The organism is Janthinobacterium salmonicoloratum (assembly GCF_051380845.1).
In the GTDB taxonomy this organism is placed as follows: Bacteria; Pseudomonadota; Gammaproteobacteria; order Burkholderiales; family Burkholderiaceae_D; genus Janthinobacterium; species Janthinobacterium lividum_F.
This window is the reverse complement of record NZ_JBNYXV010000009.1, coordinates 140,713-158,616: the sequence shown is the minus strand read 5'-3', so window position 1 is coordinate 158,616 and position 17,904 is coordinate 140,713. Positions and strand designations below refer to the sequence as shown.

Below are 17,904 nucleotides of genomic sequence, written 5' to 3'. Positions count from 1 at the left end.
CATGCCAATGATAAACTTGCCAATATGAAAATTTGGGAGACGCCATGATCTGGTGCAGGGATTTACTGCTGAGAGCCTTGATGCTGGGGCTGCTGCTATTCGTCGTGGGCGAATCGCTGTCTTACTGGACGCCGGAAATCAAAAAACTGCTGGCCTGGCGTCCTTTCTGACAGCTTAGCCTTCGCGGCCGTCCACCCTGGCGCGCCACAGGTATGGCGCATACACGCACGCATACAGGCCAAAGGCCAGCGACCAGCACGCGCCCGCTGCCAGCAGCAGCGGCATGGCCAGCGCTGCGGGACCGATGGCAGCCAGCAGGCGTGCCAGCGCGCCCAGCTGGATCAGCCAGTACATCGCCGCTTCCGCCTGCCCGCCCTTCAGTGGGCGGCCCGTGTGGCCCAGGGTGGTGCGCGTCATCATGCCGATGATCAGTCCCGCCATCGACCCCACCGTCAGCGCGTGAAACGCGGCGCTGGCCGGCAGCAGACCTAGGCTGGCCAGCGCCAGCAGTGCAAAGCCGATGCCTATCCACGCATACGACAGGTGCAAGATCCACAGCAGCGGCACGCGCACCGTGCGCTGCGGCTGCCAGGCCAGCAGATTGGCCAGCGAGACGCCGGCAGCGCAGAAAGCCAGCGGCGCCGTCAGCCAGGCTGGCGCGCCGGCCAGCCACGCGATGGCCGCCGCCATGCAGGCCACAGCCACCAGCGCGCGCTTCGGGCTGGCCACGGGCGTGCTGCCATGCGCGCCATTGCGGGTAAACATGGGGATCACGCGCGCGCCGATCACCGATTCGATCAGCACGATGATGAAGATGGCCGCCTGCACGGGTACAAACAGCGACAGCGGCAGCCAGCCCAGCACGGCCGCGTGGAACAGGCCATTGGCCAGCGCCAGCAGGGCCAGCAAGCCAACCAGGAACAGGTTGCGGGTATTGCCCGAGCGGCGCAGCACCAGGTACAGGGGCCAGGCGGCCAGCGGCAGGAACAACCAGTCGACCAGCGCCGCCAGGAGTCCTGGGCCGCACAGCATGGCCACGCGCCCCGCCAGCCACAGCGCCACCAGCGCCATCAGTTGGGCGCCGTGCGGCGTGGGCAAGCCCGTCCAGTTGCGCCCCGCCGTGTACAAGAAGCCCACGACGACAGCCAGCGCGAAGCCGAACACCATTTCATGCATATGCCAGCCCAGCCCCACGTGCAGGCCGCCCGCCAGCAAGCCGGCATAGCTGGCCAGCCACAGGGGAATGCTGATGGCCGCAAACACGGCCGCCAGCAGGTAGAACGGGCGGAAACCCAGTTGCCAGACGGCGTGGCCAGCATGCCAGGGCGCCGCGCCAGGGGCGGCAGCAGAAGGAGATGGTTCGCTGATCGGAGTGATGGCCATGATGGATTCGCCTTTAAAGATATATTCAATATACTACTTTAAAAGCACAAAGACGGCTATCGGCAAAAAGAACTAGCAAAATAGATAGAAGTGGGCATGGGGTCCGACCCGGCGGGCCAGACCCCATTTACCGGGCTACTTGCCCTGGCGGTGCTCGACCGCATACACGGCCGCCTGCACGCGGCTGGTGAGGTTGAGTTTTTTCAGCACGTTCTGCACGTGGATCTTGACCGTGCTTTCGGCCAGGTCGAGGGTGCGGGCGATGCCCTTGTTGCTCTCGCCGCGCGACAGGCAGTCGATGATTTCCTTTTCGCGCGGTGTGAGCTTGTCGAGTTCCGACACAGGTTCCTCGCGCCGCGTGCCCGCCTGCAGCTGCGCCACCAGCTTGCCCGTCATCGCTTCGGCGATGACGACTTCGCCGGCGGCCGCGCGGCGGATGGCGCGCACCAGGTAATCGGCGTCGATATTCTTGATCAGATAACCGCAGGCGCCCGCGCGCAGGGCCGTCGCCAGGTCCTCCGCGTCTTCGGACACGGTCAGCATGACGATGGCCGTGTCGGGACAGTCGTGCTGCATCAGCTGCAACGCTTCCACACCGGACATGCCGGCCATGTTCAGGTCCAGCAGCACCACGTCGGGCTGCAGCTGGATGGCGCGCTTGATACCTTCCACGCCATCGGCCGCCTCGCCCACGACGGAAAAGTCCGTGTGCCGCTGCAGCAGCGAGCGTATGCCGCTGCGGAACAGCGCGTGGTCGTCCACCAGCATGACGGTGATCGGTTTATCGGGAATCTCCATTTTTTGTACTTTCAGGTGGTTACTTAGGCGGCGCGGCGCTGCTCGCGCGACAGATGCAGTTCGACGGTGGTGCCGCCGCCGGGACAGGCGTGCACGTCGAACGTGGCTTCGATGCGCTGGGCGCGCTCGCGCATGATATGGATGCCGACATGACTGTCGCCCTTTTCCAGCACGGCGCAAGCCTCGAAGCCGACGCCATTGTCGCTGATCGTCAAGGTAAAGTCCTGGTGATCGGCGAGGCGCACCTCGACGTGGCTGGCCTGGGCGTGCTTGCGAATGTTCGACAGCGCTTCCTGCACGATGAATAGTAACTGCAATTGCTGCTCGCGGGGGAATGGCGCGCCGTCGACGTCGGCCAGCAGCTCGGCGTCAATGCCCGTCTGGCGGCGGAATTTGTCCACCGCCGCGCGCAGGGAGCCGATCAGGTCATCTTCCATCAGGCGGCTGCGGAAGTTGGCCAGCAATTCGCGCACGTCCTCGTAGCTTTCCTTCACGCCCGCATGCAGGGCCGGCACGATGCCCGCCACCTCGTCGAAACGGGCGTTGCGCACGGAGTCGTCGAGCATCTGCACTTGCAGGTTGAGGAAATTGAGGCTTTGCGCGATGCTGTCGTGCAGGCCTTGCGCCACCAGGTTGCGCTCTTCGGAAATGGCCATTTCGCGCTCGCGCGCGGCCAGGCGCAGGTTTTCCAGGGCGATGCCCAGCAGCTGGCCCAGGGTTTCCAGCAAGGCCAGCTCGCGCGCGGAAAATACGCGCGCATGGCGGAAATGCAGGTTGAAGAAGCCCAGGTGCTGTTCATGCGCGTGGATATGAAAGACGGAGACGGTGGCAAAGCCCTCGCGGTGGCAGCGCAGCTCATGCGCCTTGTCGATGCGGCGCATGTCGTGCACCTTCGCCACCTTCATCTCGACGGCCGTGCCGCACAGGCAGTCGCCCACCTTCAGGCAATGCTCGGACGCCACCAGTTCTTCGGACAGGCCGTGGTGCACCACCATGTGCAGGTTGCCCCGCTCGGCGTCGAGCACGCGCACGGTGGAGCCGTCGGCCTCGAAATAGTCGACGATGCGCTGCATGAAGCCGCCGCAGATGTCTTCCAGGGGCTGCGGGCGCTGCAGGAAGGCGGCGCTTTCGTACAGCAGCGCCAGTTCGCGGTTGCGGTATTCCAGGGTGGCCGTCTTGCTGCGCACGCCCTCTTCCAGATTGCCGTACAGCGCCTGCAGGCGGTCGGCCATCTGGTTGAAGCCACTGGCCAGCTGGCCGAATTCGTCATTGCTTTCCACTGCCAGGCGCACGCTGAAATCGCGCTCCTTCATGCGTTGCATGCCCAGACGCAGCCGCGTGACGGGTTCGATGATCAGCATGAACATCAGGTAAATCATGCTGACCGTGCCGATGACGGCCATGCCGACCAGGATCAGCTGCGAGGCGCGCAGCCAGAAGGTGCGCTGTTCGCTATCGTGCTCGATCAGGCGCACCAGCTGGTCCACCTGGCCGACGAAGGTATCGGCATCATGCTCGAACTGGCGCGCGCGCACGGTGGAATCGGCGGCCAGGGCAGCCGGACGCAAGGCGCCGCGCCAGGCAGTGCCGATGCGCTCGAATTCGGACTTGATGGCGGTGCTGGGGGGCAGGAACAAAGGGCGCTGCGGGTCGCCGTGGCCGATCTTGGCCAGGGTCTCGTCGATCAGCAGCACTTGCTGGCGCGCCTGCTCGCCGGCGTCGCTGGCAAGCAGCAGGGTCAGGCGGTAGGTCTGCATGCGCAGCCGGCCCGTCTCGTTGATGGCGGCCGAACTGCCTTCGAGCTGCCACGACAAAAACAGGGTGCAGCCGATGGCACTCAAGGCCAGCACCAGCATGAGCAGCAGCGCGCCGACGATCTTGGTCGACAGCTTCTGCCAGGAGGAAAACATCGCCTTGAATTTCATACTGTCCCTAGTAAATGCCTGTTTATGGCTCCAATGCCTTCAAGTCAGCGAAATCATTTCACCTACAGGCCAAGATCTCGGGTCAGACCCGGCGGGTCTGACCCCGGCAGTCACGCCGCAGTTCAGCCTCCGGTTTGGGCCATAAAACGGATAATCTTGTCCGGCTGCGTATTGAAATCGTGCTGCTGCGGCTTGAGTTCGATGGCGGCGCGGATCGCCGCTTCGATCTCCGCATCCGTGGCACCGCCGCGCAGCATGGGGCCAAAGGCGAATTTTTCTTCCTGGCCCAGGCACAGATACAGAGTACCATCGACGGACAGGCGCACGCGGTTGCAACTGGCGCAGAAATGCTGCGACATGGGCGTGATGAAGCCGATGCTCGACCGTCCATCCGGTGTCGCCATATAGCGCGCCGGCCCGCCGCCCAGTTCCTGCGCCTGCGGCACCAGGCCAAAGCGGGTCGCCAGGCGTTCGCGCACGGGGCCCAGCGGCATGTAGCGGGCATTGCGGCCCGTACTGCCCATGGGCATGGCTTCGATCAGGCGCAGGATAAACTGCTGCTCGATGCAAAACGCGGCCATGGCCTCGATCTGGCCGTCATTGACGCCGCGCATGGCCACCATATTGATCTTGATGGGGTCGAAACCGGCCGCCTTGCCCGCCATCAGGCCATCTAAAATAGGCTGCAGGCTGTCGCGCCCCGTGATCTGCTGCATGCAGGCGCGGTCCAGCGAGTCCAGGCTGACGTTGATGCGGTCCACGCCCGCCGCGCGCAGAGCCACGGCATGCTTGCCCAATTGGGTGGCGTTCGTCGACAGCGACAGATCCTGCAAGCCGGGCAGCGCGGACAGTTTCTGCGCCAGCTCGGGCAGCTTGCGCCGCAACAGCGGCTCGCCGCCCGTCAGGCGCACGCGGCGCGTGCCGAGGCGAACAAAAATACCCAGCAGGCGCTCGATCTCGTCGAACGTCAGCCAGTCCTTCGGCTCTTCGAAGCCGCGAAAGCCCTTGGGCATGCAATAACTGCAGCGCAAATCGCAGCGGTCGGTAACGGACAGCCGCACATAATCGATCGAACGGCCAAAACGGTCCTGCAACTTGACGCTACCCATGACGCTACTCCTGTTTCTTCCTAAATTGTAAAGGCTGGGACACGATCTGGCTGTGCCCCAGAAGGCCTAGCGGCCTACGCCTTCCGGACTACGCATTTCAGCCTACTGAACCAACGGACTGGCTGTGCCTTCAAGCTCGATGCCGGCGATGTCGGCGCGCCCCACCAGCAAGTGCAGATACTGGTGCACGGCCCGCTGCCACGCGGCGCGCGACAGGCGGTCGGCGATCTGCGCCTGCACCGCTTCGTAGGCAATGGCCTGGCCTTCGACGCGGCGCAGCACCTGCACGATGTGGTAGCCGAAGCGCGTTTCCAGCAAATGACCGGCCAGCGCGCCCTCTTCCAGGCGGAACAGCAGCGCGTCGAACTCCGGCACGCTCTGGCCCGGCGACAGCTGGCCCAGGCTTCCCCCCAGGGCGCCCGACGGGCAGTTCGAATACTGCGCCGCCAGTTCGCCGAAGCGTTCGGGCGCCAGTTTAAGGGCGTCGAGCACGGCTTGCGCCGTCGTGCGCAGCAGCTCCAGGGGCGCTTCCGGCGTCACCTGGAACAGGATGTGGCGCGCCTCGACCAGCGCCCCGCTGCGGAACAATTGCGGGCGCTGCGCATAAAAGGTGCGGCAAGCCGCATCGTCGGCGGGCGGCACGCGCACTTCCTGCGCAAACAGCGCCTCGATGCGGTCGTCCACACTGTCGCCCTGCACGCCAAGGCGTTCGGCCTCGTCCTGCAGCAGCCGGCGCAGCACCAGTTCATGCACGGCCTGTTTCAAGGGATTGCCGGCGCGGTCGTGATGCGGCAATTCCTGCGCGATGTCGGCATCGTCGATATCGATGCCATTGACGGAGATTCCCATGACGTAGCTCCTTTCTTAACGGCGACGAACTAACTGATAAGCGCGGCCCAGATAGCCGATGGCGCCAAAGCCGCTCCACACGTGCACCAGGCGGGTGAACGGGAAGATGACGAACAGCGACATGCCCATGAACAAATGCAGCTTGAACACCAGCGGCGCATCGACGATGAAGCTGGCAGCGTCGCCGCGGAAGGTCACGATGTGCTGCGCCCAGTTCATCAGCAAGACCATCATGTGGCCATCCATGTGCGAAGCGGAGACGAAGATCGACGACAGGCCCAGCAGCAATGTCAGCAAAATCCACACCATCACCAGCTTGTCGCCGGCCGTGGTGACGGCGCGCAACCGTTCATTGCCGAAGCGGCGCGCCAGCAGGATCAGGATGCCGACCAGGCACAGGCCGCCCATCACGCCGCCGGCCGCCATGGCCACGCCCTGCTTCAGGCTATGCGACACGCCCAGGGTATCCCACACCCAGACAGGGGTCAGCAAGCCGGCCGCATGGCCGAACAGCAGGCCGATGATGCCGATGTGGAACAGAATATTGCCCAGGCGCAGGCTGCCGCGGTGCAGCAGCTGGCTGGAATCGGACTTCCACGTGTATTGCTCGCGGTCGAAGCGGATCAGGCTACCCAGGAAAAAGATGGCCAGCGCGATGTATGGATAAATGCCATACACAAATTGATGCAAATAATTACTCATGATGTACTCTCCTCATGCGGGCGCAGGCGGCCAATTAAGCGGCGCGCCGCGGCTGCGGGTGAAAATGCACGGGATGGACGCCGCCTGGGGCTTGGCGTAGCAACGGCTCGACGCCGTCCGCACCGGGACCGAAGGTTTCCAGCGCTTCATCCATGTCGCGCACGGGCGGTTCGGCCAGCATTTCTGCCGTCACGGGGCTCAGGCGTTCGAGCAGCGTGAAGACGGGCGCGTACGGGCTGCCGTTGACCGTCAGCTTGCGGCCGATGTGCGCCAGCACGTGGACGGCGTCGCCCAGCAGCGGCGCCGAAGCCGTCTCGTCGAGCTGCGCCAGAAATTCCAGGAACAGGGGCACGAAGTCGGGTAAGTCGTCGCCCACCATCTGCAGGCCGTGGCGCTTGTATTCCTCCATCAGGTCGACCATGGCCTGGCCCCGGTCGCGCGATTCGCCGTGGATATGCTCGAACAGGTGCAGCGAGTGCGACGGATTGCGGTCGAAGGTGGCCACGTACTGCTGCTGCAGGTCGATCAGACTGCTGCTTTCCAGATGCGCCAGCAAGGGCCGCAGCAAGGGGTACATCAAGGCGTGCTGCTCCGGCATGGCTGCCAGCGCGGCATCGAGCTGCGGCAGGTGCGCGATCAGCTCGGGCTCCGGATACAGCAGCAGGCGCGAGAGAATGTGATAATGGTTCATCGAGTTGGTCATATCAGTTCCTTAGGCGCCAGGCGCCGTTTTGCGCGACTTCGGCATCTGCATGAAGATGGCCGAACCGTGTTTTTTCTTGCCGAACAAGGTCGGTTCGCTGGTGCCGTCCGAGCAGCCGTTGCCGAAGCTGAAACCGCACGAACCCTTCTCGTTGAAGCTGTCCTCGGCCATTTCCTTGTGGCTGCTGGGAATGACGAAACGGTCTTCGTAATTGGCGATGGCCATGATGTGGTACATGTCCTCCACCTGCGCCTTGGTCAAGCCCACTTGCTTGAGCACCGTGAGGTTTTCCACCTTCTCGACGGTCTTGCTGCGCATGTAGGCACGCATGGCCAGCATGCGGTCCAGCGCCGAGACGATGGGCGGCTGGTCGCCGGCCGTCAGCAAATTGGCCAGGTACTGCACGGGAATGCGCAGGCTTTGCGTGTCGGGCAGCATGCCGTTCACGCCCAGCTTGCCCGATTCGGCTGCCGCCTGGATCGGCGACAGGGGCGGCACGTACCACACCATCGGCAAGGTGCGGTATTCCGGATGCAGCGGGAACGCCACTTTCCACTCGACGGCCATCTTGTAGACGGGCGACTTGACGGCCGCTTCCAGCCAAAGGTCGGGGATGCCCTGGCGGCGCGCCTCGGCGATGATGGCCGGGTCGTGCGGGTCGAGGAACAGATCGAGCTGCGCCTGATACAGGTCCTGCTCTTGCGGCACGGAGGCGGCAGCCTCGATCTTGTCGGCGTCGTACAGCAGCACGCCCAGGTAGCGGATGCGGCCGACGCACGTTTCCGAGCACACGGTAGGCTGGCCCGCTTCGATGCGGGGGAAGCAGAAGGTGCACTTCTCCGCCTTGCCGGACGACCAATTGTAGTAAATCTTCTTGTACGGGCAACCGGAGATGCACATGCGCCAGCCGCGACACTTGTCCTGGTCGATCAGCACGATGCCGTCGTCTTCGCGCTTGTACACGGAGCCGGACGGGCAAGACGCCACGCACGTCGGATTGAGGCAATGCTCGCACAAGCGCGGCAAATACATCATGAAGGTGTTTTCGAACGTGCCGTACATCTCCTTCTGCATGTTGTCGAACAGCTTATCCTTGCTGCGCTGGGCAAACTCGCCGCCCAGGTCATCTTCCCAGTTCGGACCCCATTCGATTTTCTCCATCTTTTTCCCCGTCAGCACGGAGATCGGACGGGCCGTCGGCGGCGTCTGCGACAACGGCGCGCTTTGCAGGTGCTCGTAGTCGTAGGTGAACGGTTCGTAGTACTCGTCGATGGCCGGCAGGTTCGGGTTGGCGAAGATGTTCGCCAGGATTTTCAGACGGCTGCCCTGGCGCGGCTCGATCTTGCCCGCGTCCGTGCGGCGCCAGCCGCCATTCCACTTGTCCTGGTTTTCCCACTGCTTCGGATAGCCGATGCCTGGCTTGGTTTCCACGTTGTTGAACCATGCGTACTCGACGCCGTCGCGGCTGGTCCACACGTTTTTGCAGGTGACGGAACAGGTGTGGCAGCCGATGCACTTGTCCAGGTTCAGCACCATGCCGATTTGCGCTCTGATTTTCATACTATGCTCCTTCTTCCTGCAACGGGCCTTCGAGCCAGTCAACCTTGTTCATCTTGCGCACCAATACGAATTCATCGCGGTTGGAGCCCACCGTGCCGTAGTAATTGAAACCGTAGGCCAGCTGGGCGTAGCCGCCGATCATGTGCGTCGGCTTGGGCACGGCGCGCGTCACCGAGTTATGGATGCCGCCCCGCTTGCCCGTCATCTCCGCGCCAGGCACGTTGATGATTTTTTCCTGGGCGTGGTACATCATCGTCATGCCGGCCGGGATGCGCTGGCTGACGATGGCGCGCGCCGTCAGGCTGCCGTTCACGTTGAAGACCTCGATCCAGTCGTTGTCGACGATGCCTGCCGTCTTCGCATCGGTTTCCGACAGCCACACGTGCGGCCCGCCGCGCGACAGGGTCAACATGCGCAAATTGTCCGAATACGTGGAGTGGATGCCCCACTTCTGGTGCGGTGTCAAAAAGTTCAGCGCCAGCTCCTTGTTGCCGTTCGGCTTGGTGCCCAGCAGCGCTTCCGTCGTCTTCGTGTTAATCGCCGGCTTGTACACGCACAGCCCTTCGCCAAAATCGCGCATCCACAAATGATCCTGGTAAAACTGCTGGCGGCCCGTCAGGGTGCGCCATGGGATCAGTTCATGCACGTTGGTGTAGCCGGCCGTGTAGCTGACTTCTTCGCTTTCCAGGCCTGACCAGGTGGGCGAGGAAATGATCTTGCGCGGCTGCGCCTGCACGTCGCGGAAGCGGATGCTGTCATGCTCGCGCGGCAGCGCCAGGTGCGTATGCTCGCGTCCCGTGATGGCGGACAGCGCGGCCCAGGCTTTCACGGCCACGTGGCCATTCGTTTCCGGCGCCAGCGACAGGATCATCTCCGCCGCATCGATGGCCGTATCGAGGCGCGGCTGGCCTTTGGAAACGCCCTCTTCGAGCACCGTGCGGTTGATGCCGCGCAGTACCTCGACTTCATGGTCCGTTTTCCAGGAAATACCCTTGCCGCCGTTGCCGATGGTTTCCAGCAGCGGGCCGATCGACGTGAATTTCTTGTAGACGTCGCGGTAATTGCGCTCGACCACCGTCATGTTCGGCATGGTCTTGCCGGGAATGGCGTCGCATTCGCCTGCGCGCCAATCCTTGGGATCGAAAGGCTGGCCCAACTCACCAGGCGTATCGTGCATCAGCGGCGTGAGGATGATGTCTTGCTGGGTACCCAGCAGTTCGCCGCCGATTTCCGAGAACTTCTCGGCGATGCCCTTGTAGATTTCCCAGTCCGACCTCGATTGCCACAAGGGCTGCACGGCTTCCGACAGCGGGTGGATGAACGGATGCATGTCCGACGTGTTCAAGTCATCTTTTTCGTACCAGGTGGCCGTCGGCAGCACCACGTCGCCATACAGGCACGTAGTCGACATGCGGAAGTCCAGCACCACCAGCAGATCGAGCTTGCCTTCGGCGGCAGGACGCACTTTCACCTGTTTCGGCGTGATGCAGTCGTCTTCATCGCTGAGCAGGCCATTCTGCGTGCCAAGCAGGTATTTCAGGAAGTACTCATGGCCCTTGCCCGAGCTGCCCAGGATGTTCGAACGCCAGACAAACATATTGCGCGGGAAGTTGGCCGGGTTGTCCGGGTCGTCGCAGGAGAACTGCAGCTGGCCCGCCTTGATCTGGTCGAGCGCATACGCGGCCGGCGCCTGCCCTGCCGCCTTGGCGGCCTTGGCCACTTCCAGCGGATTGGTTTGCAGCTGCGGCGCCGATGGCAGCCAGCCCATGCGTTCAGCCTTGGCGTTGTAGTCAAGCAGGGTCAAGTCACCCGTGCCGCCGGCCGCCGATGGCGAGGCGATGTCACCCGTTTCCAGCTTTTCATGGCGCCACTGGCTCGTGTGGGCATAGAAGAACGAGGTACCGTTCATCTGGCGCATCGGGCGTACCCAGTCCTGGGCGAAGGCCAAAGGCGTCCAGCCCGTTTGCGGACGCAGTTTTTCCTGGCCCACGTAATGGGCCCAGCCGCCGCCCGACTGGCCGATACAGCCGCACATCATCAGCATGTTGATGATGCCGCGGTATGTCATGTCCATGTGGTACCAGTGATTCAGGCCGGCGCCCACGATGACCATGCTCTTGCCGCGCGTCTGGTCCGCGTTTTCCGCGAACTGGCGCGCCACAGTGATGACGTCGGCACGTTTCACGCCCGTGTGCTTTTCTTGCCAAGCCGGGGTGTAGGGTACGTCGTCGTCATAGCTCTCGGCCACGTTTTCGCCGCCCAGGCCACGGTCAATACCGTAGTTGGCCAGGGTCAGGTCGAACACGGTGGTGACGAGGCCCGTCGTGCCGTCGGCCAGGCGGATGGTTTTCACCGGCACCTTGCGCAGCAGCATGTCGGACGCATCCTTGCCGCCGAAGTAGGCAAAACCCACTTCCGTGACGGCGTCGCTGTCGTTGATCATGGACAGCATCGGCACGATAGGTTCGCCGCTGCCACCCGCTTTTTGCTCCAGGTTCCACTTGCCCGATTCGCCCCAGCGGAAGCCGATGGACCCGGCCGGCGCCGTGATGGCGCCCGTGGTTTCATCGATGACGAGGGTTTTCCATTCCGGGTTGTTGGTTTCGTCGAGGTTGTTGTCCAGATGCGAAGCGCGCAGGAAGTAATCGGGCACCAGGGTGCCGTTATGCTCCTTGAGCAGGACCAGCATGGGGAAGTCCGTGTACTGGCGCGCATAGTCGCGGAAATAGGCGCTCTGCCCTTCCGAGTGGAATTCCTTGAGGATGACGTGGCCCATGGCCAGCGCCAGCGCGGCATCCGTGCCCTGCTTCGGGGCCAGCCAGATGTCGCCGAACTTCACCATTTCGCCGTAATCGGGCGAGATGGCCACGGTTTTCGTGCCCTTGTAACGCACTTCCGTGTAGAAGTGGGCATCCGGCGTGCGCGTCATCGGCACGTTCGAACCCCACACCATCAAATAGGTCGAGTTGTACCAGTCGGCCGATTCCGGCACGTCCGTCTGTTCGCCCCACACTTGCGGGCTGGCCGGCGGCAAGTCGCAGTACCAGTCATAAAAACTCAGGGCCACGCCGCCGATCAGGGACAGGTAGCGCGTGCCGGAGGCATAGCTGACCATGGACATGGCGGGAATCGGCGAAAAGCCGACAACACGGTCCGGGCCGTATTTCTTGATCGTCAGCGCATTCGCGGCGGCGATGATTTCATTCGATTCGTCCCACGTGGCGCGCACGAAGCCGCCCAGGCCGCGGATGGATTTGTACTGCTGCGAGCGCACGGGATCCTGGCTGATCCAGTCCCAGGCCGTGACGGGGTCCATGGTCTTGCGCGCTTCGCGCCACATTTCCATCAGGCGGCCGCGCACCATCGGGTATTTCACGCGCTGCGCCGAATACACGTACCAGGAATAGCTGGCGCCGCGCGGGCAGCCGCGCGGCTCGTGGTTCGGCAGGTCGGGACGCGTGCGCGGATAATCAGTTTGCTGGGTTTCCCAGGTGATCAGGCCATTCTTGACATACACCTTCCAGCTGCACGAGCCGGTACAGTTCACGCCATGCGTGGAGCGCACGATCTTGTCGTGCTGCCAGCGCTGGCGGTAGGCGTTTTCCCAGGTGCGGTCTTCATCGACCACGGTGCCATGGCCGTTCGAGAACGGCTCGGCGGGCTTGCTAAAAAATTTAAGACGGTCCAGAAAGTGACTCATGCTACCTCCACATTGCGCCGCAGGAGCGGCGCCAGGTCATAAAAACGCTGCGAGCAGGATGGCTCAAGCGTCGATACAAACAGTCTATCGATGCACCGTGCCCGGCGGTATTGGCAAGAAGTCGGTTTCCGGCACCAGGAATGCATAGACGGGTAGTCACTATTGCCTATGGGCGGCAAGGCGGCGCTACGGTATACCTGTCGTCATCGTTCAACCCAGAGAAAGAGCACCATGTCGATTACCGATTACGCCAGCCTGCTGCGCAGTGCCCGCAACCAGGAGCAGCCGCAACGCCTGCTGTTCACCTTTACCCAGGCGCAGGCCCAGCCTGGCGGCCAGGGCAAGTCCCTCACGCCCGTGATGTGCGCCGACAAGCTGCCCGAGGAACTGGACAGCTTCGAGACATTGAAGGAGGAGTCGAAACAGATGCAGACGCACTGGGACGTGGTCTTCGTGGCGGGACTGGCGGGCCACGATGGCCAACCACCTGCGGCGCAGGAATGCGAGGCGCCCCTGCGCGCCATGGTGACGGCCATCGAGCAAGGTCGCATCGACAGCCTGCTGGCGTTTGACCGCAGCGGGGATTTATTACGTTTTAGCTGAATCCGGCCAAGGGCGCTCGTGCAGGTGGCGCGCCCTTTCTATCGGGCAGACGAGGGGTAAAAACTGCTGCTGGCGCGCCGAATACGCCATCAGCGCCCCGCTGTCGATATCGAAATACCATCCGTGCAATTTCAACACCCCCTGCTCCACCCGTCGCTTCAGCCATGGGTAGGTGAGCAGGTTGTCCAGCGACTGCAGGATGCTGGCCAGTTCGCACGCGTGGTGCTGCTCTTCCGACGAGCGATGCGCCAGCTCGCGCCGCACGCGCTGCGCCACCGGTTCGGCGATGCGCATCCACTGTCCCACGAAGTCCGTTTCCTGGCCCTCCGCGCGCGGCTGCGGTTCCAGCAGCGCGCGGATGCCGCCGCAACGCGCATGGCCGAGCACGATGACCCTGGCCACTTCCAGCTTGCAGACGGCGAACTCGATGGCCGAACTGACGCCGGGCGGCGCGTCGGGCGTGCACGGCGGCACCAGGTTGGCGATATTGCGCACGACGAACATGTCGCCCGGGTCGCTGCCCGTCAGCAGCATGGGGTCGACCCGCGAATCGCAGCAGCCGATCAGCAAGGTCGAGGGCCGCTGTCCGTCGCGCAAGCTGTCGTACAAGGTTTGCGGCTCGCTGAAATACTGCTGCTGAAACAGGCTGAAGCCGTTGACGAATTTTTCCAGTTCTTCCATGACTACCTCGAATACTTTATACAGCGCCCGGCAAGCAAGACTTGCCAGGCGTTCCATCTTTAGCAAGGCATCGGTGCGTTCTTGCGGGCATAGCACCACCAGGTGATCGCGATGCAGCTGACATAAAAGCCGATGAAGCACCACAGGGCCGCGTCGGGACTGCCCGTCAGCGAAATCGAGGTGCCATAGCTTTTCGGGATGAAGAAGGCGCCGTAGGCGGCCACGGCCGAGGTGAAGCCCAGGACGGCCGCGCCTTCCTTGTTGGCGTCGACGATGGCTTGCTCCTGCACCGCCTTGCCCTTGCCGGCGGCAGCGCGCTGGTGCTCCGTCAAAAAGATCACGGGGATCATGCGGAAGGTCGACGCATTGCCGATGCCCGTGCCGGCAAACAGCAGCATGAACATCCAGAAGAAGCCATTGAAACTTCCCCCCACGCCGGCTTGCGGCATGAAGTACAGCACGCCCAGCACGGCTCCTATCATCAGCAGGAAGGACCACAGGGTGACGCGGGCGCCGCCCAATTTATCGGAAATCACGCCGCCGGCCACGCGCGCCAGCGCACCGACCAGGGGGCCGAGGAAGGCGTAATCGAGCGGGTTCACGTCAGGGAACTGGATCTTGATCAACAGCGGAAAGGCGGCCGAATAACCGATGAAAGAGCCGAAGGTGCCCGTGTACAGCCAGCACATGAGCCAGTTGTGCTTGCGCTTGAAGATCACGGCCTGCTCGGAAAACGAGGCCCTCGCCGAAGCCAGGTCATTCATGCCGAACCAGGCCAGCAATGTGGACAGCGCGATGAACGGCACCCAGATGAAGCCCGCGTTTTGCAGCCACATGTCCTTGCTCACGCCATTCTTGACCCAGGTGAGCGAATCGCCGCCCCAGGCGCCGAAGACGGCGAAGGTGATCACCAGCGGCACGACGAACTGCACCACCGACACGCCCAGGTTGCCCAGGCCCGCATTCATGCCCAGCGCGAAACCCTTGCTCGCCTTCGGATAGAAAAAGCTGATGTTGGCCATCGACGAGGCGAAATTGCCGCCGCCGAAGCCGCACAGCAGGGCCAGGATCAGCATGGTCGGATAGCCCGTGTTCACATCCTGCACGGCCAGGCCGATGCCGATGGCGGGGATCAGCAGGGAACCCGTGGAAATGGCCGTCCAGCGCCGGCCGCCGAAGATCGGCACCATGAATGAATAAAAGATGCGCAAGGTGGCGCCGGACAGGCCCGGCAAGGCCGTCAGCCAGAACAGCTGGTTATTGCTGTAGGTGAAGCCGATGTTGGGCAGGTTGACCACCACCACGCTCCACACCATCCACACGGCGAACGCCAGCAGCAGCGCGGGAATCGAGATCCACAGATTGCGCGCGGCCGTGGCCTTGCCCGTGTTTTGCCAGAAGCTCGGGGTTTCCGGCTCCCAGGTATTGATCATGTAGCGGCTCATGCTTTTACTCCTGCAGGTTGAGGGATAGTCGCCGCACGCAGCGGCTTGAACGAGAAATACATCCAGACGAGGGAAACGCAAACGGTGCCGTACAAGAGCATGAAGGAGCTCGAACGCACGCCGGTGAAGTCCACCAGGGCGCCGAACATCACGGGCAGGATGAAGCCGCCCAAGCCGCCGGCCAGGCCTACCACGCCCGAGACGGCGCCGATATTGTCGGAAAAATCATCGCCGATGAACTTGAAGACGGACGCCTTGCCCACGGCCATGGCGATGCCGACGATGAACAGCAGCACGGTGAACCACAGCGGCGACAGGCCTATGTGGAAGGCGAGCGGTCCCGTGACGGTTTCCACCACCATCTGCGTTTGCGGATACGACAGCAGGAAGAAGCACACCCAGCACACCCACATGACGGCCCAGGTGACTTTCGCCGCACCATATTTGTCGGATATCCAGCCGCCAAACGCGCGCAGCACGCCGCCCGGCAGCGAGAAGCAGGCGGCCAGCAGCGCCGCGTGCTTCAGATCAAAACCGTATTCGGCCACGTAGTACTTCGTCATCCACAGCGCCAGCGCCACGTAGCCGCCGAACACCACCGAGTAGTACTGGCAGTAGCGCCACACGCGCGGATCTTTCAGCACCTTCATTTGCGCCGAAAAGCTCTCGCCCGATGGCGCCAGGTGCGATTTGTCCGTGTACGAAAACAGCCAGAAGATGATGGCCGTGGCCAGCATGGCCACCGCATACACCTTGGGCAGCATTTGCCAGCCGAAGGCGGCGACGATACCGGGCGCGACGAACTTGGTCAGCGCGGAACCGGAGTTGCCGGCGCCGAAGATGCCCATCGCCAGGCCGCGGCGCTCCTTTTCATACCAGCGCGCCACGTATGGCGTGCCGACGGAAAACGAACCGCCCGCCAGGCCCACGAACATGCCCAGCGCGAGGAAATGCCAATAGGCGGTGGCGTAGGAGATCAGGTAGATCGGCACGACGCTGGCCAGCATCAGCCAAAAGAAGACGCGGCGTCCGCCGTATTTGTCCGTCCAGATGCCCAGGGGCACGCGCACGAGGGAGCCCGTCAGCACGGGCATGGCGGCCAGCAGGCCAAATTGCGTTTCCGTCAAGCCCAGGCTGGTCTTGATGGGGATGCCCAGTACGGCAAACATCATCCAGACTGCAAAGCAGATGGTAAACGCGAAGGTACTGCTGACCAACACGGAAAACTGCTTGCGCCGCATGCCGGGTTCGACTGCCTTGTTACTACTGTTGTTCTTAGTGCCATCTAGGGTAGCCACGATGTTTCTCCATGAATGCACTGGCCGTCTGGCCAGCCGTCCCGACCAGCTTACGTGGCAGAGGGGAAAGGCACTATCGGCCACAGGGTGATTCTGGAAAGGCAATCTGGATAGCCGTATCGGCAAAAGTGACTAGATGGAGGGGTGTGGGCCTAGCCTGGATGGCGGGTGTTTTACAAACGCAGGTATTTTTGGCACACTCGGCGCCTGGAGAAAAGGAGCGGCATGCAGAACAAACACGACAGGCACGAAACAGACGCGGTCATCACCCGCGTGGCCCAGGCTGGCGATGTGGACGCCATGCTGGCCTGCGATGCGTACGCGCAGGCGCACGCCAGCCGGGGCGAGGCCGTGCGCGCCGCCGTCGGCAAGGGGCACTGCCAGGTCGCCATACGCGCCGGCCAGGTGGCCGGCTATGTCCTCACGCACGACGACTTCTTTGGCTACGGTTTTGTCTCGCTGGTGGTGGTCTCGCCCGCGCAGCAGCGGCGCGGCGTGGGACTGCGCCTGCTGGCGGCCGCCGAAGCCGCGTGCCAGACAGCGAAACTGTTCACCTCGACGAACCAGTCCAACCTGGCCGCGCAACGGCTGTTCGCCAGCGCGGGCTTCGTGCGCAGCGGCCAGATCGACCATCTCGACGAGGGAGATCCGGAGCTGGTGTACGTGAAATGGTGCCGCTGATTGCGCGTCCTCCCGACGACGTATGGCGCGGCGCGTCAAAGACGGCTATGCTGGCGCCACTGTCAATCAACACCCACCACATCACGCATGGATTATCTGAGCCTCAAGCATTTCCACATGGGCTGCGCCGCCGCCAGCGGCTTTCTTTTCCTCTTGCGCGGCGCCTGGATGCTGCGCGCCTCGCCCGCCTTGCAGCAGCGCTGGGTAAAAATCCTGCCGCACCTGGTCGACACGGCCCTGCTGGCCAGCGCCATCACCCTGGCCGTGTGGAGCGGCCAGTCGCCGGGCAGTCAGCCCTGGCTGGCCGCCAAGCTGTGCGCGCTGGTGGCCTACATCGTGCTGGGCACCATCGCGCTCAAACGTGGCAAGACGCCAGCCGTGCGCGGCGCCGCCTTCGCGGGCGCCATGCTGGCATACGCCTACATTGTCGCCGTGGCCATCACCAAACAGGCCTGGCCACTCTGATG

General features: G+C 63.2%; 16 protein-coding genes. 4 read left to right on the top strand and 12 right to left on the bottom strand.

Going from position 1 to position 17,904, the window contains the following annotated elements:
* The first annotated feature begins 44 nt into the window (after positions 1 to 44).
* Positions 45 to 170, top strand: coding sequence for a hypothetical protein (locus ACQ4WY_RS26920; protein WP_436506718.1), 126 nt, complete (start codon positions 45 to 47; stop codon positions 168 to 170).
* Between the two features lie 4 nt (positions 171 to 174).
* Here ACQ4WY_RS26920 and ACQ4WY_RS26915 read toward each other — a convergent pair whose 3' ends face one another.
* The 9 genes from ACQ4WY_RS26915 to ACQ4WY_RS26875 all read right to left on the bottom strand — a co-directional run bounded on the left by ACQ4WY_RS26915 (position 175) and on the right by ACQ4WY_RS26875 (position 12,729).
* A complete protein-coding gene (locus ACQ4WY_RS26915) occupies positions 175 to 1,383 on the bottom strand; it encodes an NnrS family protein (protein WP_436506717.1) in 1,209 nt (402 codons plus the stop codon).
* A gap of 135 nt (positions 1,384 to 1,518) precedes the next feature.
* Entirely contained in the window at positions 1,519 to 2,181 is a 663-nt protein-coding gene (locus ACQ4WY_RS26910) for a response regulator (protein WP_175445142.1), read from the bottom strand.
* Between the two features lie 23 nt (positions 2,182 to 2,204).
* Positions 2,205 to 4,106 carry a type IV pili methyl-accepting chemotaxis transducer N-terminal domain-containing protein gene (locus ACQ4WY_RS26905; protein ID WP_353657437.1) on the bottom strand — a complete coding sequence of 634 codons (1,902 nt, stop codon included), beginning with the start codon at positions 4,104 to 4,106 and terminating at the stop codon, positions 2,205 to 2,207.
* Between the two features lie 122 nt (positions 4,107 to 4,228).
* Positions 4,229 to 5,215 carry a GTP 3',8-cyclase MoaA gene (gene moaA / locus ACQ4WY_RS26900; protein WP_436506716.1) on the bottom strand — a complete coding sequence of 329 codons (987 nt, stop codon included), beginning with the start codon at positions 5,213 to 5,215 and terminating at the stop codon, positions 4,229 to 4,231.
* Positions 5,216 to 5,317: 102 nt separating this feature from the next.
* Complete coding sequence (locus tag ACQ4WY_RS26895) at positions 5,318 to 6,064, bottom strand: peptidylprolyl isomerase (protein WP_436506715.1); 747 nt, start codon at positions 6,062 to 6,064, stop codon at positions 5,318 to 5,320.
* 15 nt (positions 6,065 to 6,079) lie between these two features.
* Positions 6,080 to 6,766 (bottom strand): respiratory nitrate reductase subunit gamma, encoded by a 687-nt coding sequence (narI, locus tag ACQ4WY_RS26890; RefSeq protein ID WP_070256335.1) that lies wholly within the window; start codon positions 6,764 to 6,766, stop codon positions 6,080 to 6,082.
* Between the two features lie 34 nt (positions 6,767 to 6,800).
* Positions 6,801 to 7,469 (bottom strand): nitrate reductase molybdenum cofactor assembly chaperone, encoded by a 669-nt coding sequence (gene narJ / locus ACQ4WY_RS26885; RefSeq protein ID WP_436506714.1) that lies wholly within the window; start codon positions 7,467 to 7,469, stop codon positions 6,801 to 6,803.
* Between the two features lie 9 nt (positions 7,470 to 7,478).
* Positions 7,479 to 9,029 carry a nitrate reductase subunit beta gene (gene narH, locus ACQ4WY_RS26880; RefSeq protein WP_251348990.1) on the bottom strand — a complete coding sequence of 517 codons (1,551 nt, stop codon included), beginning with the start codon at positions 9,027 to 9,029 and terminating at the stop codon, positions 7,479 to 7,481.
* Position 9,030: 1 nt separating this feature from the next.
* Positions 9,031 to 12,729, bottom strand: a complete 3,699-nt coding sequence (locus ACQ4WY_RS26875; RefSeq protein ID WP_436506713.1) for a nitrate reductase subunit alpha — start codon at positions 12,727 to 12,729, stop codon at positions 9,031 to 9,033.
* A 231-nt stretch (positions 12,730 to 12,960) separates the two neighbouring features.
* Here ACQ4WY_RS26875 and ACQ4WY_RS26870 point away from each other — a divergent pair, with 231 nt between their 5' ends.
* Positions 12,961 to 13,332: a ribonucleotide reductase subunit alpha gene (locus ACQ4WY_RS26870; protein WP_353657442.1), complete on the top strand. Its 372-nt coding sequence runs from the start codon at positions 12,961 to 12,963 to the stop codon at positions 13,330 to 13,332.
* Here ACQ4WY_RS26870 and ACQ4WY_RS26865 read toward each other — a convergent pair.
* From ACQ4WY_RS26865 to ACQ4WY_RS26855, 3 genes are read right to left on the bottom strand one after another with little or no spacing between them, the layout of a single operon-like run.
* Positions 13,318 to 14,013 carry a carbonic anhydrase gene (locus ACQ4WY_RS26865; protein ID WP_353661044.1) on the bottom strand — a complete coding sequence of 232 codons (696 nt, stop codon included), beginning with the start codon at positions 14,011 to 14,013 and terminating at the stop codon, positions 13,318 to 13,320. The genes ACQ4WY_RS26870 and ACQ4WY_RS26865 overlap by 15 nt on opposite strands.
* A 59-nt stretch (positions 14,014 to 14,072) precedes the next feature.
* On the bottom strand, positions 14,073 to 15,458 hold the full coding sequence (locus ACQ4WY_RS26860; protein ID WP_436506712.1) for a NarK family nitrate/nitrite MFS transporter: 1,386 nt from the start codon (positions 15,456 to 15,458) through the stop codon (positions 14,073 to 14,075).
* Positions 15,455 to 16,699, bottom strand: coding sequence for an MFS transporter (locus ACQ4WY_RS26855; protein ID WP_436506776.1), 1,245 nt, complete (start codon positions 16,697 to 16,699; stop codon positions 15,455 to 15,457). The genes ACQ4WY_RS26860 and ACQ4WY_RS26855 overlap by 4 nt, the downstream gene beginning before the upstream one ends.
* A gap of 282 nt (positions 16,700 to 16,981) precedes the next feature.
* Here ACQ4WY_RS26855 and ACQ4WY_RS26850 point away from each other — a divergent pair, with 282 nt between their 5' ends.
* Positions 16,982 to 17,437 (top strand): GNAT family N-acetyltransferase, encoded by a 456-nt coding sequence (locus ACQ4WY_RS26850; protein WP_436506711.1) that lies wholly within the window; start codon positions 16,982 to 16,984, stop codon positions 17,435 to 17,437.
* Between the two features lie 87 nt (positions 17,438 to 17,524).
* Complete coding sequence (locus ACQ4WY_RS26845; RefSeq protein ID WP_436506710.1) at positions 17,525 to 17,902, top strand: SirB2 family protein; 378 nt, start codon at positions 17,525 to 17,527, stop codon at positions 17,900 to 17,902.
* Positions 17,903 to 17,904: the final 2 nt, after the last annotated feature.

What these genes read in the sequence shown, in the direction of transcription:
- ACQ4WY_RS26920 (WP_436506718.1), top strand. Translation starts at nt 45, where the DNA reads ATGATCTGGTGCAGGGATTTACTGCTGAGAGCCTTGATGCTGGGGCTG.
- ACQ4WY_RS26915 (WP_436506717.1), bottom strand. Translation starts at nt 1,383, where the DNA reads ATGGCCATCACTCCGATCAGCGAACCATCTCCTTCTGCTGCCGCCCCT.
- ACQ4WY_RS26910 (WP_175445142.1), bottom strand. Translation starts at nt 2,181, where the DNA reads ATGGAGATTCCCGATAAACCGATCACCGTCATGCTGGTGGACGACCAC.
- ACQ4WY_RS26905 (WP_353657437.1), bottom strand. Translation starts at nt 4,106, where the DNA reads ATGAAATTCAAGGCGATGTTTTCCTCCTGGCAGAAGCTGTCGACCAAG.
- moaA (WP_436506716.1), bottom strand. Translation starts at nt 5,215, where the DNA reads ATGGGTAGCGTCAAGTTGCAGGACCGTTTTGGCCGTTCGATCGATTAT.
- ACQ4WY_RS26895 (WP_436506715.1), bottom strand. Translation starts at nt 6,064, where the DNA reads ATGGGAATCTCCGTCAATGGCATCGATATCGACGATGCCGACATCGCG.
- narI (WP_070256335.1), bottom strand. Translation starts at nt 6,766, where the DNA reads ATGAGTAATTATTTGCATCAATTTGTGTATGGCATTTATCCATACATC.
- narJ (WP_436506714.1), bottom strand. Translation starts at nt 7,469, where the DNA reads ATGACCAACTCGATGAACCATTATCACATTCTCTCGCGCCTGCTGCTG.
- narH (WP_251348990.1), bottom strand. Translation starts at nt 9,029, where the DNA reads ATGAAAATCAGAGCGCAAATCGGCATGGTGCTGAACCTGGACAAGTGC.
- ACQ4WY_RS26875 (WP_436506713.1), bottom strand. Translation starts at nt 12,729, where the DNA reads ATGAGTCACTTTCTGGACCGTCTTAAATTTTTTAGCAAGCCCGCCGAG.
- ACQ4WY_RS26870 (WP_353657442.1), top strand. Translation starts at nt 12,961, where the DNA reads ATGTCGATTACCGATTACGCCAGCCTGCTGCGCAGTGCCCGCAACCAG.
- ACQ4WY_RS26865 (WP_353661044.1), bottom strand. Translation starts at nt 14,013, where the DNA reads ATGGAAGAACTGGAAAAATTCGTCAACGGCTTCAGCCTGTTTCAGCAG.
- ACQ4WY_RS26860 (WP_436506712.1), bottom strand. Translation starts at nt 15,458, where the DNA reads ATGAGCCGCTACATGATCAATACCTGGGAGCCGGAAACCCCGAGCTTC.
- ACQ4WY_RS26855 (WP_436506776.1), bottom strand. Translation starts at nt 16,699, where the DNA reads ATGCGGCGCAAGCAGTTTTCCGTGTTGGTCAGCAGTACCTTCGCGTTT.
- ACQ4WY_RS26850 (WP_436506711.1), top strand. Translation starts at nt 16,982, where the DNA reads ATGCAGAACAAACACGACAGGCACGAAACAGACGCGGTCATCACCCGC.
- ACQ4WY_RS26845 (WP_436506710.1), top strand. Translation starts at nt 17,525, where the DNA reads ATGGATTATCTGAGCCTCAAGCATTTCCACATGGGCTGCGCCGCCGCC.